This is a genomic window from Streptomyces sp. JB150, assembly GCF_011193355.1.
Lineage (GTDB): Bacteria > Actinomycetota > Actinomycetes > Streptomycetales > Streptomycetaceae > Streptomyces.
On record NZ_CP049780.1, the window covers coordinates 3,105,901 to 3,121,368 of the forward strand.

Below are 15,468 nucleotides of genomic sequence, written 5' to 3' on the forward strand. Positions count from 1 at the left end.
AGGGGGTCCCGGAGACCTGGACCGGACGACGAGACGACGGGGGATGCTGTGGTCGACGTGAATGACGGAAGGGCCATGCGGGACGAGCGGGACGAGCGCGGCGACGGCAGGACCGCGCGGGACGAGCGGGCCGCGCGGGACGAGCCGGGTGCGCTGGGGGAGCCGGGCGAGCCGGGCGAGCCGGGCGAGCGGGCCACGCCTGACGAGCCGGGTGGCGCCGCGCGGGCGGCCAGCCGGGACGACGCGGTCCGCGCGGCGGTGGAGCAGGGCCTGCTGGGCCCCGCCACGCCGCTCGTCGGGCTGCTCGACGTCACCGGGATCCGCGAGTCGGCCGCCGAGCTGCGGGCCGCGTTCGACGCGGTGGTGGCGCCGGGCACTCCGGTGCTGCACGCCTTCGCGGTGAAGGCGACCCCGCTGGTGCCCGTACTGCGGCTGCTGCGCGAGGAGGGGATCGGCGCGGAGGTGGCGAGCCCCGGTGAGCTGGCCCTGGCCCGCGCGGCGGGCATGCCGCCGGAGCGGACCGTGCTCGACTCCCCCGCGAAGACCCCGGCCGAGCTGCGGGAGGCGCTGGCGCTGGGCATCGCCGTCAACGCGGACAACCCGCAGGAGCTGGCCCGCCTCGACGCGCTGATGGCGTCCGCGCCCAGCCGCTCACCGCTGGGACTGCGGGTGAACCCGCAGGTCGGCGGCGGTTCCATCGAGGCGCTGTCCACCGCGACGGCCACCTCGAAGTTCGGCGTGGCGCTGCGCGACGAGGGCGCGCGGGAGTGGGTGATCCGGGCGTACGCCGACCGGCCCTGGCTCACCCGGCTGCACGCGCACACCGGCTCGCAGGGCATCCCCCTGTCGCTCATGGCCCGGGGGATCGCCGAGGTCCACGCGCTCGCCGAGGAGATCAACCGGCGGATCGGCCGCCCGCAGATCGACACGATCGACATCGGCGGCGGCCTGCCGGTGAACTTCGCCTCCGACGAGACGAGCCCGACGTACGCGCAGTACGCCCGCCTGCTGCGGGAGGCCGTCCCGGCGCTCTTCGACGGCCGCTACGGCCTGGTCACCGAGTTCGGCCGCTCCCTGCTGGCCAAGCACGGCACGGTGGTGGCGCGGGTGGAATACACCAAGACGTCGGGCGGACGCCCGGTGGCGGTGACGCACGCGGGCGTCCAGGTGGCCACCCGCACGGTCTACGCGCCCTCCGCGTGGCCGCTGCGCATAGCGGCCTACGACGCGAAGGGCCGCCCCAAGGAGGGCCCGGAGACCGTCCAGGACGTCGCGGGTCCCGCCTGCTTCGCCGGCGACCTGCTCGCCGAGGCCCGCGCCCTGCCCCTGCTCGAACCCGGGGACTACGCGGCCGCGCTGGACACCGGGGCGTACTACTTCGCCCACCACTACGCGTACAACTCGCTGGCCCGCCCCGGCATCCACGGCTTCGTGCCCGACGGTGCCGGAGGGGTGGCCTTCGCGACCGTCCGTGAGCCGCAGACGCTCCAGGAGATCGTGGCCGAGTCCGGCGGAGCCCGCGCCGACGCGCTGACCGGGCTCCGACGGCCGTAAGCTGAACCACCGTTGCCGGTGGGGGACACGTGGTCAGCCGACCCACACTAGTACGCCGGACGCATGTTCCCGTAGAAAATGCCAGAACCCTCACCCCTCGTCCGCACGGTGCGTAGCGTCGGTGTCACTCGACGGAACGCCAGGCGGGGAGGGGAGCCACGGTGCCCGGAATCGACGAGTGCTTGCTGGACGCCATGCGATTGCCCGGTGCCCGGGGTGCCGCGCTGGTGGACTGGACGAGCGGGCTGGCGCTCGGTGTCGTCGGGGAGTTCCCCGGCGGTGACGCGGAGGCGGCCTGCGCCGAGTCGGCGGAACTCGCCCGGCTCGCCGCCGAGCACAAGACGTTCGCCCCGGACGGCGGCCCCGGCGAGGCGGATCCGCCGGTCGAGGACCTGCTGATCAGCAACCGGGACTCGTACCACGTGCTGCGGTTCGTGCCGACGTCGTTCGACAGCACGGTGTTCCTGCACGTGTGGCTCGGCCGCGCGGACGGCAATCTGGCCCTCGCCCGCATCCGGCTGGGCGAGCTGGCCGGACGGCTGGTCCTGGCATGAGAGCCGTCGGCACCACTCCCCCGTTACCGCTGCGCGACCGCGCGGGCGCCGCCGCCCGGGTGGCGGCCGGACTGTCGCCGATGCTGTCCCGGCTCGCCGCCGAGCGGGCCACCGGCGTCCTGGTCCGCGAGCGCGGCACGCTCCACCTGGCCGAGGGCCGCGTGGTGCACGCCGAGAGCCCGGCCGCGCCCGGTCTCGACGTCCTGCTGACGGCGCACGGCACGCTGGACGCCGCCGCCTGGCGGGAGGCGGTGGACCGCGCGGGAGCCGGGCAGGACGCCGGGCGGCTGCTGGTGGACGGCGGCCGCCTCCCGGCGGGCGCGCTGGAACTGTGCCACCTCGGGGCCCTGTTCGACGCGGCGTACTTCGCGCTCGAGCCGAGCAGCACCCCCGGGCGGTTCCGCTACGGCGAGCCGCGCCCGCCCGCCGTGTTCCGCCCGGTGCCGGTGGCCGACGTCGAACGCGAGACCGTGCGCCGGCGGGAGCTGCTGCGGCGCGTCTGGCCCGACCCGGCCACCGACGGCGCCCCGCTGCTGCGGCCCGGCACCGACCCGGTGCCGCCCCTGCCGCCCCGCCGGCAGGCGGTGCTGGACCTGGTGGACGGCGTCCGCACGGCGGCGGACATCGCCCGGGAGCTGGGCCGGCCGGGCTTCCACACCCTGGTGGACGTACGGCACCTGGCCGCGGCCGGGCTGCTGGCACCGCGCCCGCAGCCCTCACCAGCCCCGCCGGCCCTACCCGCCCCATGCACTCCACCGCACCCGTCGCACCCGCCGCACTCCCCGCGCGGGTCCCGGCCGCGACACGGAGCACGGCCGCGGTCGGGGCCGGGGTCCGGGGCGGGGCCGGGATCCGGGGCGGGGCAGTTCCCGTCACCGTTCCCGCCGCCGCCCGAGGTCACCGACCCCGACATCGCCCTGCTGAAGAGGCTCAGGGATGCGCTGGAGGCCCTTTGAACGGCACCGACCGCCGACCGCGATCGCCGAGACCACCGGAACAGCCGGAACCGCCGGGACCGCCGGAACCACTGGGACGGCGGGGACGGTGGGGACGCCGGGGGCGGCCGGGATCGCCGAGACCGCCGAGATCGCCGTGCGCGCCGAGAGGAGAGAACCGATGGCGGCCGAGCCCGACATCCTCCACGAACTGCACCTGCTGAGGGCCCGCATGCCCCAGCTGACCGGCGCCCTCGCCGCCAGCGTGGACGGCCTCGTCCTCGCCCACGACACCCCCGGCGTCGAGCCGGAGGGCCTGGCCGCGCTGACCGCCGCCGCACTCGGCGTCGCGGTGCGGCTGACCGACGCCACCGGCCGCGGCGGACTGCGCGAGCTGCTCGTGCGCGGCGAGCGGGGCTATGTGGCGACGTACGCGGCGGGCCGCACCGCCGTGCTCACGCTGCTCGCGCAGGACCGCGTCAACGTCGGCCGGCTCCACCTGGAGGGCCGCCGGGCCGGCGCCCGCATCGGGGAGCTGGTCGAGACGGCGCACCGCACCACCCACACCGTCACCGAGAGTTGAGAGGACCCACCACCATGGCCAACACCGAGACCGCCCTCAAGGAAGCGCTCTCCTCCATCGAGGGCGCCACCGGTGTCGCGCTCGTCGACTACACCAGCGGCATGGCGCTCGGCACGCTGGGCGGCAGCAAGAGCTTCGACCTGAACGTCGCCGCCGCGGGCAACACGGACGTGGTGCGCGCCAAGATGCGCACCATGGAGCACCTCGGCCTCAAGAGCGAGATCGAGGACATCCTGATCACCCTGTCCGACCAGTACCACCTGATCCGGCTGCTCAAGGGCCGCGGCGGCAACGGGCTCTTCCTCTACCTCGCCCTCGACGCCAAGCGGGCCAACCTGGCGATGGCCCGCCACCAGCTGAAGAGGATCGAGGAGGAGCTGGAGGTCTGAGCCGGAGGTCCGACCCGCTCCTCCTCCGCCGGGCGGGTCAGACCAGCGCCGCGGTGCGGCGCCGCGCCCCGCTCTGCACCGTGGTGCGGCGGCGCGCCCCGCCCGGGGCGGCGTCGCCCGCCGCGACACCCGTGCTGCGGTACGCCCTGACCGCCTTGCCGGCCGGGCGGCCGCCGCGCGCGGTGAGCCAGTCCACCCGCACCCACAGCAGCTCCTCCTGCGCCCGCTCCCGGCGGCCCAGCCACGCCGCCTTCAGCCACAGGCCCACCCCGCACCCGGCGAGCAGCAGCCCGCCGGCCACCGGCACCGCGGCGTTGGCGCCCAGCGCGGCGAGGAACCCGAGCAGCAGCCACCAGCGGTGCCCGCGCCGCCAGGTCCGGGTCGTCACCGCGCGGTCCTGCAGGACGTCGTACCTCCCGGCGCGGGCCGTCCCGCGGGTCAGCCCGGCGTAGCGCCGGCGGCGGGCGCCGGCCACCACCGCGGCGGCCGCGACGAACAGCGCGGCACCCGCGTACACCCCGATCCGCCGGCCCGTCAGTCCCGGGATCGCCAGGCCGATCCCGGCCGCGCAGACGCCCAGCCACCACAACGGCGCGGCGCCCGCCCGTACGACGACGGCCACCCGAGCCAGTCCCTGACCTCCGCGTGCCACGTTCCGCCTCCTCGTCGTCCGGCACGACACTGATGGCCCGGCAGGTTAGCGCCGGAACCTGAGACGAGTCTGAGAACACGCGCGCACGCGGGCAAGGGGGAACGCGCGGGCAGGGCGGGCACGAAGACGAGGCGGGCGCGAGCGCGAGGGCGGGCGCGCGGGCGGTCACTCCACGAACAGCCCGCGGGCCGCCGCCCGCGCGTCGAACTCCTCCAGCCGCGCCTGGGCGTCCGGCAGGTCGTCGCACATCGCCTCCAGCAGCACCCGCCCGAGCAGCATCGGCGCGCAGGCGGTGTCGAAGGCGAGGCCGGTGCCGACGGCGGCGGGCAGCAGCAGGTCGGAGACCTTGGCGACCGGGGCGAAGGCGGAGTCGGCGACGGTCACGACGGTCAGGCCGGCCTCCCTGGCGTGGCCGAGGGTGTCCACGACCTCGCGGGGGTGGCGGGGCAGCGCGAAGCAGAGCAGGGCGGTGGCGCCCGCGCGGACGGCGCCGTCGATGCGGTCCTGGAGCATCGTGCCGCCCTCGTTGAGCAGCCGTACGTCCGGGTGGACCTTGGCCGCGAAGTAGGCGAAGCCGTGCGCCTGGGCGGCGGCGGCGCGCAGACCGAGGACGGGCAGGGGCCGGCTCGCGGCGAGGACGCGGCCCGCGCGCTGCACCGGGCGCGGGTCGGCCAGCGCCTCGGCGAGGTGGCGGAGGTTCTCGATCTCGGCCTCGACGGCCTGCTGGTACTCGTTGAACGCCCCGGCGTCCGCGGCGGGCTGCTCGGCGGGGGCGACCTCGCGCAGGTGGCGGCGCAGCGCCGGGTAGCCGTCGAAGCCGAGGGCGACGGCGAAGCGGGTCACGGACGGCTGGCTGACCCCGGCCAGCTCGGCGAGTTCCACACTGGACAGGAACGGCACGTCGGCGGCGCGGCGCACCATGCTGTGCGCGATGCGGCGCTGGGTCGGCGTGAGCCGGTGCCCCTCGAAGAGCGCCTGCAGTCGTGCGGCAGGGCTGTCGGTCGGGCTCATGCCGTGCTCCCCCTTGTCACCGGGTCCGGTCCGTCGTCACCGGGTCCGTCCTCGCCGGGCCTGTCGTCACCGGGTCCGGCGTCACCGGGCCCGTCGTCACCAGATCGTCTATTCAGATATCGGAAACTCTGCATTCTCCTATGCAGCCGGGCAACAGATTCTCCTACGCGGCCGGGCAACACGGGGGTTGTCCCCAGTGCCGCCGCGTCCCCCGCTTCCTACCGTGGGGGTCATGACCGGAATGGACGGGCGGGACACCGACCTGAAGAAAGAACTCGACGCCACGCTGCGCGCGCGGCACGAGCTGGGCGACGAGTACGAGCCGGCGCTGGTCGACTCCTTCCTGGAGAAGGTCGACCGGCGCATCGACGACGCGGTCGAGCGGCGGGTGCGGCGGCAGCTGGCCGAGCAGCAGCTGGCGGCGGCCCGGGAGACCCGGTCGCCGGACGGCTCGGACTCCTGGGGCGAGCGGTTCGGCTTCGGGATCGTCTCGCTGGTCCTGGCCGTGCCGCTGTCCGCGATCGGTGGGGGGATCGGGGGACTGCCCGGCCTGGTCACCGCGTGGCTGGGGATCGTCGGTGTGAACGCGGTCCAAGCGGCCCGTCTGCACCCCGGCCTGTTCGGCGGGCGCGGGCGGCGCGGCGACGGCTCCGGCCGGGAGGACTGAGCCCGGCCGGGGCGCCACGCGGGGAGACGACTTGCGCGGGGACCGCCGCACCCCCGTTTCCGGGGGGCGGGACGACGGCGGTCCCCGCGAGGGACGCGGGCCGGGTCAGGGCCGGGCTGGCGCGTCCGTGGCGTCCATGGAGGTCCGGGAGCCGCTCCGGAGGTCCTTGGCGCCGCTGGTCGCCGGTCGGAGCGGGGAGCCGCTCCCGCCCCTGCCGACACCCCTACTCTGCCTGTCCCGTGTTAAGCGGGTGCTGCGCGGACGTGACACCCTCGTACCGCTTCCGCGCGACCCAAACCCCCACAAGTCACCGCGAGTTCGCCACCGACACCGGCGGTTCACCACGACGTCACCGTGCCGTCTCCCCGACTGCCCGGCATCGTCGACCGCCCGGGGAGGCCGCAAAGGCACCCCCGGCAGCCCCGCGTCGACGGCGCCCGGGGATACCCGCGAAGGCGCCCCGGCAGCCCCCGGCTGGCCGCGTCGACGGCCACCCGGGACGCCGCGAGAACGCACCGGCTGCCCCACGTCGTCCGCCGCCCCGAAAGGCCGCGAAGACGCCCGGCCGACCGGCGGCTCCGGTCGACCAGCGGCTCCGGCCGACCGGCGCCCCGCCGACCGACGCCCCCCTACTTGGCGTTCTTGGCAAGGAACGCGAGCAGGTCCTGACGGCTGACCACACCGGTCGGCTTGCCCTCGACGAGGACGATCGCGGCGTCCGCCTGGCCGAGCACGTTCATCAGGTCGCCGACCGGCTCGCCGGAGCCGACCTGCGGCAGCGGCGCGCACATGTGCTTCTCCAGCGGGTCGTCGAGGGAGGCGCGCTGGGCGAACAGCGCGTCGAGCAGCTCGCGTTCGACGATCGAGCCGACGACCTCGGCGGCCATGACGTCGGGGTGACCGGCGCCCGGCTTCACCACCGGCATCTGGGAGACGCCGTACTCGCGCAGCACCTCGATGGCCTGGCCGACCGTCTCGTCCGGGTGCATGTGGACCAGCGACGGCATGGCGCCGTGCTCCTTGTGCTCCAGCACGTCGGCGACGCGGGCGCTGGGGCCGGCGTCCTCCAGGAAGCCGTAGTCGGCCATCCACTCGTCGTTGAAGATCTTGCTGAGGTAGCCGCGGCCGCTGTCCGGGAGGAGCACGACGACCACGTCGTCCTCGGTCAGCCGCTCGGCGACGCGCAGCGCGGCGACGACCGCCATGCCGCAGGAGCCGCCGACCAGCAGGCCCTCCTCCTTGGCGAGGCGGCGGGTCATCTGGAAGGAGTCCTTGTCGGAGACGGCGACGATCTCGTCGGCGACGGTCCGGTCGTAGGCGGTCGGCCAGAAGTCCTCACCGACGCCCTCGACGAGGTACGGCCGGCCGGAGCCGCCGGAGTAGACGGAGCCCTCGGGGTCGGCGCCGATGACCTTCACCCGGCCGTCGCTGGCCTCCTTCAGGTAGCGGCCGGTGCCGGAGATGGTGCCGCCGGTGCCGACGCCCGCGACGAAGTGGGTGATCCGGCCCTCCGTCTGCTCCCACAGCTCGGGACCGGTCGAGTGGTAGTGCGACAGCGGGTTGTTCGGGTTGGAGTACTGGTCCGGCTTCCAGGCGCCCGGCGTCTCGCGGACCAGGCGGTCGGAGACGTTGTAGTACGAGTCCGGGTGCTCGGGGGCGACCGCGGTCGGGCACACGACCACCTCGGCGCCGTAGGCGCGCAGCACGTTGATCTTGTCCGTGGAGACCTTGTCCGGGCAGACGAAGATGCACTTGTAGCCCTTCTGCTGGGCCACGATCGCCAGGCCGACGCCCGTGTTGCCGCTGGTCGGCTCCACGATCGTGCCGCCCGGCTTCAGCTCCCCGCTCCGCTCGGCCGCCTCGATCATCCGCAGGGCGATGCGGTCCTTCACGGAGCCGCCCGGATTGAAGTACTCCACCTTGGCCAGGACGGTCGCCCTGATGCCCTTGGTCACGCTGTTGAGCCGCACCAGCGGGGTGTTGCCGACGAGGCTGATCATCGAGTCGTGGAACTGCACCGTTGTCTCCGGTTGCTGCAAAAGAAGTGGTCGTGGTGCCGCCAGCCTAGGCCCTTTCGCCCCATTCCCGTCGTCGCCCGCGGGGCGCCCCCCCGGCGGGCGGGAACGCGGCGGCGGGGCCACAGTGAGCGGTCGTTCACTCACCGTTGCGATTGGCGGACGCCCGGTACGGGGCAAGGAGTGGTTGTACGGCAACGAGGAGGTGGCGGCGACGCATGACCGGCATGTCGAGGGCGAGGGTGGCGCGGCGGATCGCGGCCGGCGCCGCGTACGGCGGCGGTGGCATCGGTCTGGTCGGCGCGGCCCTCGTCGGCCTGCTGCTGGCCGAGGCGCAGCTGGCCAGACGCCAGGTGCAGGCGAACGGCTCCTCGCCGTACGTGCCGAAGGCGGACGGCCTGTACGGCGGCGGCTACGCGACCCCGGGCGTGGAGCCGCTGCGGCTCACCCTGCTGGGCGACTCCACCGCGGCCGGGCAGGGCGTGCACCGGGCCGGGCAGACGCCGGGCGCGCTGCTGGCCTCCGGGCTCGCGGCGGTCGCGGAGCGGCCGGTGGAGCTGCGCAACGTGGCGGTGCCGGGCGCGATGTCGGACGACCTCGACCGGCAGGTGGCGCTGGTCCTCGCCGGTCCGCGGCCGGTGCCCGACGTGTGCGTGATCATGGTCGGCGCGAACGACGTCACCAACCGGATGCCGCCCACCCGCTCGGTCCGCCATCTGGCGGGGGCGGTCCGGCGGCTGCGGACGGCCGGTGCGGAGGTGGTCGTGGGGACCTGCCCCGACCTCGGCACCATCGAGCCGGTGCAGCAGCCGCTGCGCTGGCTGGCCCGCCGGGTTTCGCGCCAGCTGGCCGCCGCGCAGACCATCGGCGTGGTGGAGCAGGGGGGCCGTACGGTGTCGCTGGGCGATCTGCTGGGCCCCGAGTTCGCCGAGCACCCGCGTGAGCTGTTCGGTCCCGACAGCTACCACCCCTCGGCCGAGGGGTACGCCACCGCCGCGATGGCCGTCCTGCCCACCGTGTGCGCCGCCCTCGGCCTGTGGCCGGCCGAGGAGGACCGCCCGGACCTCTCCCGCCGGGAGGGCTTCCTGCCGGTCGCCCGCGCCGCCGCCGAGGCCGCCTCGGAGGCCGGTACGGAGGTCACCGCGGCCATGCCCACGGGCCCGCGCGGCCCCTGGGCGCTGCTCAAGCGCCGGCGCCGGCGGCAGGTGGCGGCGGAGCACCTGGACGAACACGCGGACACGGGCAGCCAGGCGGGGGCCTGACGGCAGTGGGCGCCTGACGGCTGGCCAAACGGCGGGCGCCCGGCAACCGTACGGCGACCCGCCCCGTGGGTACCCGGCAGTCAGCGCGTGGCCGTCCCGGCGGTGCGACCGCCCCGACCCCGCAAGGCAAGCAAGCGCTTAGAAAGTTGCGGTCCATGTCACACCGCGTACGTCGTGACCGCGCGCATACGTACGGGTAACTTCCCAACCAGCCCTGCCCGTCCACCCGTACCGCCATGGAGCCGTGATGCCCGAAGCCGTGATCGTCTCAGCCGCCCGCTCCCCCATCGGCCGCGCCTTCAAGGGCTCCCTCAAGGACCTGCGCCCCGACGACCTCACCGCCACGATCATCCAGGCCGCGCTCGCCAAGGTCCCCGAGCTGGACCCGAAGGACATCGACGACCTGATGCTCGGCTGCGGCCTGCCCGGCGGCGAGCAGGGCCACAACCTGGGCCGGATCGTCGCCGTGCAGATGGGCATGGACCACCTGCCGGGCTGTACCGTCACCCGCTACTGCTCCTCCTCGCTCCAGACCTCCCGGATGGCCCTGCACGCCATCAAGGCCGGCGAGGGCGACGTCTTCATCTCCGCGGGCGTCGAGATGGTCAGCCGCAGCGTCAAGGGCACCTCCGACGGCATGCCCGACACCCAGAACCCGCTCTTCGCCGACGCCGTGGCCCGCACCGCCGCCGTCGCCGAGTCCGAGGGCGCCTCCTGGCACGACCCGCGCGAGGACGGCCTGCTGCCCGACCCGTACATCGCCATGGGCCAGACCGCCGAGAACCTGGCCCGCTTCTGGGGCGTCAGCCGCCAGGAGATGGACGAGTTCGGCGTGCGCTCGCAGAACCTCGCCGAGGAGGCCATCAAGGCCGGCTTCTGGGAGCGCGAGATCACCCCTGTCACGCTGCCCGACGGCACGGTCGTCTCGAAGGACGACGGCCCGCGCGCCGGCGTCACCATGGAGGCCGTCTCCGGCCTCAAGCCGGTCTTCCGCCCCGACGGCCTGGTCACCGCCGGCAACTGCTGCCCGCTCAACGACGGCGCCGCGGCGCTGGTCATCATGTCCGACACCAAGGCCCGCGAGCTGGGCCTGACCCCGCTGGCCCGGATCGTCTCCACCGGCGTCTCCGGCCTCTCCCCCGAGATCATGGGCTACGGCCCGGTCGAGGCGTCCAGGCAGGCCCTGGCCCGCGCCGGACTCAGCATCGACGACATCGACCTGGTCGAGATCAACGAGGCGTTCGCCGCCCAGGTGATCCCCTCCTACCGGGACCTGAACATCCCGCTGGAGAAGCTGAACGTCAACGGCGGCGCCATCGCCGTCGGCCACCCCTTCGGCATGACCGGCGCCCGCATCACCGGCACGCTCATCAACTCCCTCCAGTGGCACGACAAGCAGTTCGGCCTGGAGACGATGTGCGTCGGCGGCGGCCAGGGCATGGCGATGGTCATCGAGCGCCTGAGCTGAACCGCACCCCTGGGTGACCGCCATACCACTCACCGTCACCTGACGGCCCGGAACCCGGAAACCACCAGGGTTCCGGGCCGTTTTGTGATCCAATCTCCCTCAGGATGTGACCTTTATCCCTCGGCACAGAGAACTCCGCAGGTCAGGGCGGTAACACCGGACACCCCCACCCCAAGGACCTGTCCGTTTCGTGACGTTACGCACTGACAGCTGGTTAGTTCACCCCTCAAGCTGATGTAGGAAGTCGGGGGTCGACCTTGAACCGGGAGTACGTCAGTGAGCGCCATGCCGATCGCCCTGCTGGTCACCACGGCCGCCACCGGCGCCGTGGGCGTCGCCGTCCTGCGCACCCTCATGCAGCTGCGCCGCCAGGTCGCGGCCCTGCACGCCGAGCTCGCCGGGACCCGCGGGGCCACCGTCCACGTGCCCGCCGCGCGCACCACCGCGGACACGGACGAGATACGCGCGGCCGTGGCCGAGGCCCTCGCCGAGGAGCGTGAGCGCGAGCTGGCCGAGGCGCGCGCGTTCTGGGCGGCCCAGGAGGCCCGCGACATCTCCGACGCCCCGTCGTTGCTCTCCCTCGCCGACAGCGACTTCTTCCTGCCGCGCCAGGCCGACTTCATGGGACTGGAGCCGGTCGCCGAGCCCGAGGAGTTCCCCGGCGACTCGCCCGAACTGGCCGCCGCCCGCCGCCGCCACCCCTCCCACCCGGACTTCGTCCCGGTCGCGTCACCGGTCGTGAACGACCACGAACGCACCGTCGCGATCCTGGAGGAGCTGGCCGCCGCCCGCACCGCGCTCACCGACGTCCGCCCCGGCCCGCTCGGCACCCTCGACGTCTACGTCTTCGCCGACGGCACCACCCTGTGCATGACCCCGGGCCACCGCGAGACCGCCGAACGCCTCGCCGCCGCCCTCCAGGCCGGCCTGAGCCCGGTCCTGCTCGGCGGCTCCGGCATCTCCGGCGCGTACACCCTCACCTTCGAGTGCGGCGACGAGAACGTCTACGTCCTGGCGGACCGGGTCATCGCGAGCCTGTGAGGGCGCGGGTGACTCGCTGAAGGGGCGCGGGGAACGGCGCGACCAGCCCCACTCATCCGCACCCGGCGACGAGCCTTCAGACCCCCGCCTTCTTCTGCGCCTCCTCCACCAGCCGCACCGCCTCCGCCACCTCGGCGTCACTGCGCAGAACGACCGCGAGATCATGCGCGGCCACACTCACCTGGTCCGCCGCCGCGAACATCCCCGCGTCCGGCATGACCCGCGGCTCCACCCCGGGAGTCTCCAGCTCCTGCGCCCACCGGGCCAGCTCCCTGGCCAGCTCCAGCGCCGCCCCGGCGGCGCCGCGCTGCAGCCGGCTCTGCGGCGCGGCGCGCAGCCGGTCGGCGAAGTGATCCACGGCACGGCTCAAAGGCGTCGTATCAACCACGCCGCGACCCTACGCCCCGCGCGGGGGCCGGTTCCAACGGACACCGGCACTGTTGCCAACGGGCGAACGCTCAGGCACGGTGACCTGAAGGACCGGCTTACATCCCGTTGCGTATGGAGGCGCCGATGTCCCAAGTCTTCTCCGAGGAGACCCACCGCAATCTGCTCGCCCGCATCCCCCATTGCACCGGTCGTGAGGTGTCCGACTGGCTGCGCACCGTCGAAGAAGGCCCGGCGCTCCGCTTCGAGGAGAAGGTCAGCTGGCTGCGCCACGAGTACGACCTCGCGTACGGCCACGCCAAGGCGATCATCCACGAGTACGACCTGAGGAGGGCCGCGCGCCGGTTCTGACCCCGCGCACGGCGAAGGGCCCCTGGGGACGTCCCCGGGGCCCTTCGTCATGTCGTCACCGCCTGGCGGCTGGGGCGGATCAGTCGTCACCCGAGAAGATGGCGACCAGCCGCAGCATCTCGATGTAGATCCAGACCAGGGTCATGGTCAGACCGAACGCGGCCAGCCAGGACTCCTCGCGCGGCGCGCCGTAGGCGATGCCGTCCTCGATCTGCTTGAAGTCGAGGGTCAGGAAGAACGCGCCGAGCACGATCGCGATGATGCCGACGATCGCACCGAGCGGGCCCATGCTGCGCAGGCCCCCGTCCTCGGCGACACCGAAGACGACCAGCAGCAGGTTGACCGCCATGACCAGGATGAACGCCATGGCGATCGCCAGGCCGATCCGGGCGTAGCGCGCGGTCACGCGGATCCAGCCGGCCTTGTAGATCAGCAGCGTGGCGCCGGAGACGGCCATGGTGCCGAGGACCGCCTGGAAGGGCGCGCCGGACCACTGGGTGTTGAACATCTCGCTGATCACGCCGAGGAAGACGCCCTCGAAGGCGGCGTACGACAGGATCAGCGCGGGGGACGCCTTGCGCTTGAAGGACTGCACCATCGCCAGGACGAAGGCGATCAGCGCGGCGCCGATGGCGAGCCCGTAGCTGGTCGACGAGACCGGCAGGAGGGCCCAGGCCAGGACGGCACCGACGACGACGGTGCCGAGCGTCATGGCCGAGCGCATGACGACGTCGTCCATCGTCATCCGGTTGCCGGTGGCGACCGGGGCCTGCGGCGGGGCGCCGTGCTGCAGGTCCTGGGCGTACGGGTTCTGGGCGTAAGGGTTCTGCGCGTACGGGTTGCCGCCGGCGCCGGGCTGCGCGTAGGGGTTGCCCGTGGCGTACGGGTTGCCCTGCGTGCCCACAGCTGCGCCCCCGGCCTGCGGCGCGGTGTTGAAGCCCGCGTAGCCGTTGTCGCGGCTGAACCCCCGTCGCGAGAAGACCGGGTTGCTGCTCCTCATTTCACTCCTCCATGGCCACCCTGCGTAGCCTTGGCTCAAGAGTAATAGACAGGCAAAGGAATGACCCTAGTGCTTGGGGAGGATCTTTCCCCCCACGTGCTGCGCAACACGCTACGCGGCCGGGTGATTCCCGGCACGTGAGGGACCGAACCGTGGCCCCACGGTGACGATCTCGTCACCCGGAGGGCGGTGAGCGCCGTCCGGAGGAGGCGGTGAGCGCCGCCCGGAGGGGGCGGCGGGGTGACGGCTCGGCGACAGATTCGGTGCATGATGCACACGATCCGAGGGCGTCGGAGGTGCCCGGAACCGGACTCGAACCGGTACGCCCGCGAGGGGCAGCGAGGTTTAAGCTCGCCGTGTCTGCATTCCACCATCCGGGCAGGCCATGGGCTCCGCATCGAGGTTCCGAGCCTATCGGGACGCGTCCCCCGAACAGCGGAACGGCGACCCGATGTTGTCTTATTTTATTGACGTCTGAGGGTGCATCAGCCCTCGGAACGCGCCATCCGCACTTGCCAACAGCCTTGCGTGCGGCGCCCGCCCGCGCATGCGGAATGACGGAATTTCACCTCCCGAACGAGGGCACTCCACCTGTTCTCGACGCGATCACCCGTCCGGGCCCCCTCCGCGCCCCTCCCGCGCCGGCCGTCTCTCAGGGTCACCCGTCATCCCCAGGTATGACTCGGGTGCCGCCCGGTCCGACCGGAGTCGCCCCCCGGAACCGGAACAGCGGCTGACTACACGGCGTCGTACGGCCGCGACGATGGACGAGTTCCCCGATCCCCGTCCTGACAGGAGCCCCTTGCCGTGACCACGACTCCCCTCGCCGACCGGACCACCGCGGTGGCCGCCCGCGCCACGGAGCTGTCGAAGATCTACGGGCAGGGCGAGACCCAGGTGGTCGCCCTGGACCGGGTCTCCGTCGAGTTCCGGCAGGCCGAGTTCACCGCGATCATGGGTCCGTCCGGGTCCGGCAAGTCCACGCTGATGCACTGCGTGGCCGGTCTCGACACCTTCTCCTCCGGTTCGGTGCGCATCGGCGACACCGAGCTGGGCTCGCTGAAGGACAAGCAGCTCACCAGGCTCCGCCGGGACAAGATCGGCTTCATCTTCCAGGCCTTCAACCTGCTGCCCACGCTGACCGCGCTGGAGAACATCACCCTCCCGATGGACATCGCGGGCCGCAAGCCGGACAAGCAGTGGCTGGACACGGTGATCCAGATGGTCGGCCTGTCCGGGCGGCTGAGCCACCGGCCCGCCCAGCTCTCCGGCGGCCAGCAGCAGCGCGTCGCGGTCGCCCGCGCCCTCGCCTCCAAGCCGGACATCATCTTCGGCGACGAGCCGACCGGAAACCTCGACTCGCGCTCCGGCGCCGAGGTGCTGGGCTTCCTGCGCAACTCCGTGCGCGAGCTGGGGCAGACCGTGGTGATGGTGACCCACGACCCGGTCGCGGCGGCGTACGCGGACCGCGTGGTGTTCCTCGCGGACGGCCGGATCGTGGACGAGGTGCACGGGCCGACGGCGGAGTCGGTGCTGGACCGCATGAAGCGGTTCGACGGCAAGGGCCGCACCAGCTGACGTACCGGCGTCGTTCCCGCC

The 15,468-nt window shown here is 73.5% G+C and carries 16 protein-coding genes and 1 tRNA gene; 11 read left to right on the forward strand and 6 right to left on the reverse strand.

Features of this window, described 5'->3' with window-relative positions:
• Positions 1-75: 75 nt before the first annotated feature.
• From G7Z13_RS14535 to G7Z13_RS14555, 5 genes are all read left to right on the forward strand, one after another.
• On the forward strand, positions 76-1,554 hold the full coding sequence (locus G7Z13_RS14535) for a diaminopimelate decarboxylase (RefSeq protein WP_165999458.1): 1,479 nt from the start codon (positions 76-78) through the stop codon (positions 1,552-1,554).
• 161 nt (positions 1,555-1,715) lie between these two features.
• The gene (locus tag G7Z13_RS14540; protein WP_165999460.1) at positions 1,716-2,108 is read left to right on the forward strand and encodes a hypothetical protein; all 393 of its coding nucleotides are present in this window, start codon (positions 1,716-1,718) and stop codon (positions 2,106-2,108) included.
• Entirely contained in the window at positions 2,105-3,064 is a 960-nt protein-coding gene (locus tag G7Z13_RS14545; protein WP_165999462.1) for a transcriptional regulator, read from the forward strand. The genes G7Z13_RS14540 and G7Z13_RS14545 overlap by 4 nt, the downstream gene beginning before the upstream one ends.
• 88 nt (positions 3,065-3,152) lie before the next feature.
• On the forward strand, positions 3,153-3,626 hold the full coding sequence (locus G7Z13_RS14550) for a roadblock/LC7 domain-containing protein (protein WP_240926216.1): 474 nt from the start codon (positions 3,153-3,155) through the stop codon (positions 3,624-3,626).
• A gap of 14 nt (positions 3,627-3,640) precedes the next feature.
• A complete protein-coding gene (locus tag G7Z13_RS14555) occupies positions 3,641-4,015 on the forward strand; it encodes a hypothetical protein (protein ID WP_165999464.1) in 375 nt (124 codons plus the stop codon).
• Between the two features lie 37 nt (positions 4,016-4,052).
• Here G7Z13_RS14555 and G7Z13_RS14560 read toward each other — a convergent pair whose 3' ends face one another.
• Positions 4,053-4,667: a hypothetical protein gene (locus G7Z13_RS14560; RefSeq protein ID WP_206313072.1), complete on the reverse strand. Its 615-nt coding sequence runs from the start codon at positions 4,665-4,667 to the stop codon at positions 4,053-4,055.
• Between the two features lie 165 nt (positions 4,668-4,832).
• Positions 4,833-5,678: a MurR/RpiR family transcriptional regulator gene (locus G7Z13_RS14565; RefSeq protein ID WP_165999466.1), complete on the reverse strand. Its 846-nt coding sequence runs from the start codon at positions 5,676-5,678 to the stop codon at positions 4,833-4,835.
• Positions 5,679-5,919: 241 nt separating this feature from the next.
• Between G7Z13_RS14565 and G7Z13_RS14570 the strand changes: the two genes are divergently transcribed.
• Entirely contained in the window at positions 5,920-6,345 is a 426-nt protein-coding gene (locus G7Z13_RS14570) for a hypothetical protein (protein WP_166004955.1), read from the forward strand.
• A 629-nt stretch (positions 6,346-6,974) separates the two neighbouring features.
• Here G7Z13_RS14570 and G7Z13_RS14575 read toward each other — a convergent pair.
• Positions 6,975-8,363 carry a cystathionine beta-synthase gene (locus tag G7Z13_RS14575; RefSeq protein ID WP_165999468.1) on the reverse strand — a complete coding sequence of 463 codons (1,389 nt, stop codon included), beginning with the start codon at positions 8,361-8,363 and terminating at the stop codon, positions 6,975-6,977.
• Between the two features lie 215 nt (positions 8,364-8,578).
• Between G7Z13_RS14575 and G7Z13_RS14580 the strand changes: the two genes are divergently transcribed.
• The 3 genes from G7Z13_RS14580 to G7Z13_RS14590 all read left to right on the forward strand — a co-directional run bounded on the left by G7Z13_RS14580 (position 8,579) and on the right by G7Z13_RS14590 (position 12,131).
• Positions 8,579-9,622, forward strand: coding sequence for an SGNH/GDSL hydrolase family protein (locus G7Z13_RS14580; RefSeq protein WP_165999471.1), 1,044 nt, complete (start codon positions 8,579-8,581; stop codon positions 9,620-9,622).
• Between the two features lie 247 nt (positions 9,623-9,869).
• Positions 9,870-11,090, forward strand: a complete 1,221-nt coding sequence (locus G7Z13_RS14585) for an acetyl-CoA C-acetyltransferase (RefSeq protein ID WP_165999472.1) — start codon at positions 9,870-9,872, stop codon at positions 11,088-11,090.
• Positions 11,091-11,366: 276 nt separating this feature from the next.
• Entirely contained in the window at positions 11,367-12,131 is a 765-nt protein-coding gene (locus G7Z13_RS14590) for a hypothetical protein (RefSeq protein WP_165999475.1), read from the forward strand.
• A 76-nt stretch (positions 12,132-12,207) separates the two neighbouring features.
• Here G7Z13_RS14590 and G7Z13_RS14595 read toward each other — a convergent pair whose 3' ends face one another.
• A complete protein-coding gene (locus G7Z13_RS14595; RefSeq protein ID WP_206313073.1) occupies positions 12,208-12,519 on the reverse strand; it encodes a hypothetical protein in 312 nt (103 codons plus the stop codon).
• Positions 12,520-12,644: 125 nt separating this feature from the next.
• Here G7Z13_RS14595 and G7Z13_RS14600 point away from each other — a divergent pair, with 125 nt between their 5' ends.
• Entirely contained in the window at positions 12,645-12,869 is a 225-nt protein-coding gene (locus G7Z13_RS14600; RefSeq protein WP_165999479.1) for a DUF4287 domain-containing protein, read from the forward strand.
• A gap of 79 nt (positions 12,870-12,948) precedes the next feature.
• Here G7Z13_RS14600 and G7Z13_RS14605 read toward each other — a convergent pair whose 3' ends face one another.
• Entirely contained in the window at positions 12,949-13,869 is a 921-nt protein-coding gene (locus G7Z13_RS14605) for a Bax inhibitor-1/YccA family protein (RefSeq protein ID WP_165999481.1), read from the reverse strand.
• Between the two features lie 297 nt (positions 13,870-14,166).
• Positions 14,167-14,249 (reverse strand) — tRNA-Leu (locus G7Z13_RS14610).
• A 427-nt stretch (positions 14,250-14,676) separates the two neighbouring features.
• On the opposite strand from G7Z13_RS14610, the gene G7Z13_RS14615 reads away from it, so the two are divergent.
• Entirely contained in the window at positions 14,677-15,447 is a 771-nt protein-coding gene (locus tag G7Z13_RS14615) for an ABC transporter ATP-binding protein (RefSeq protein ID WP_165999483.1), read from the forward strand.
• The last annotated feature ends 21 nt before the right edge of the window (positions 15,448-15,468 follow it).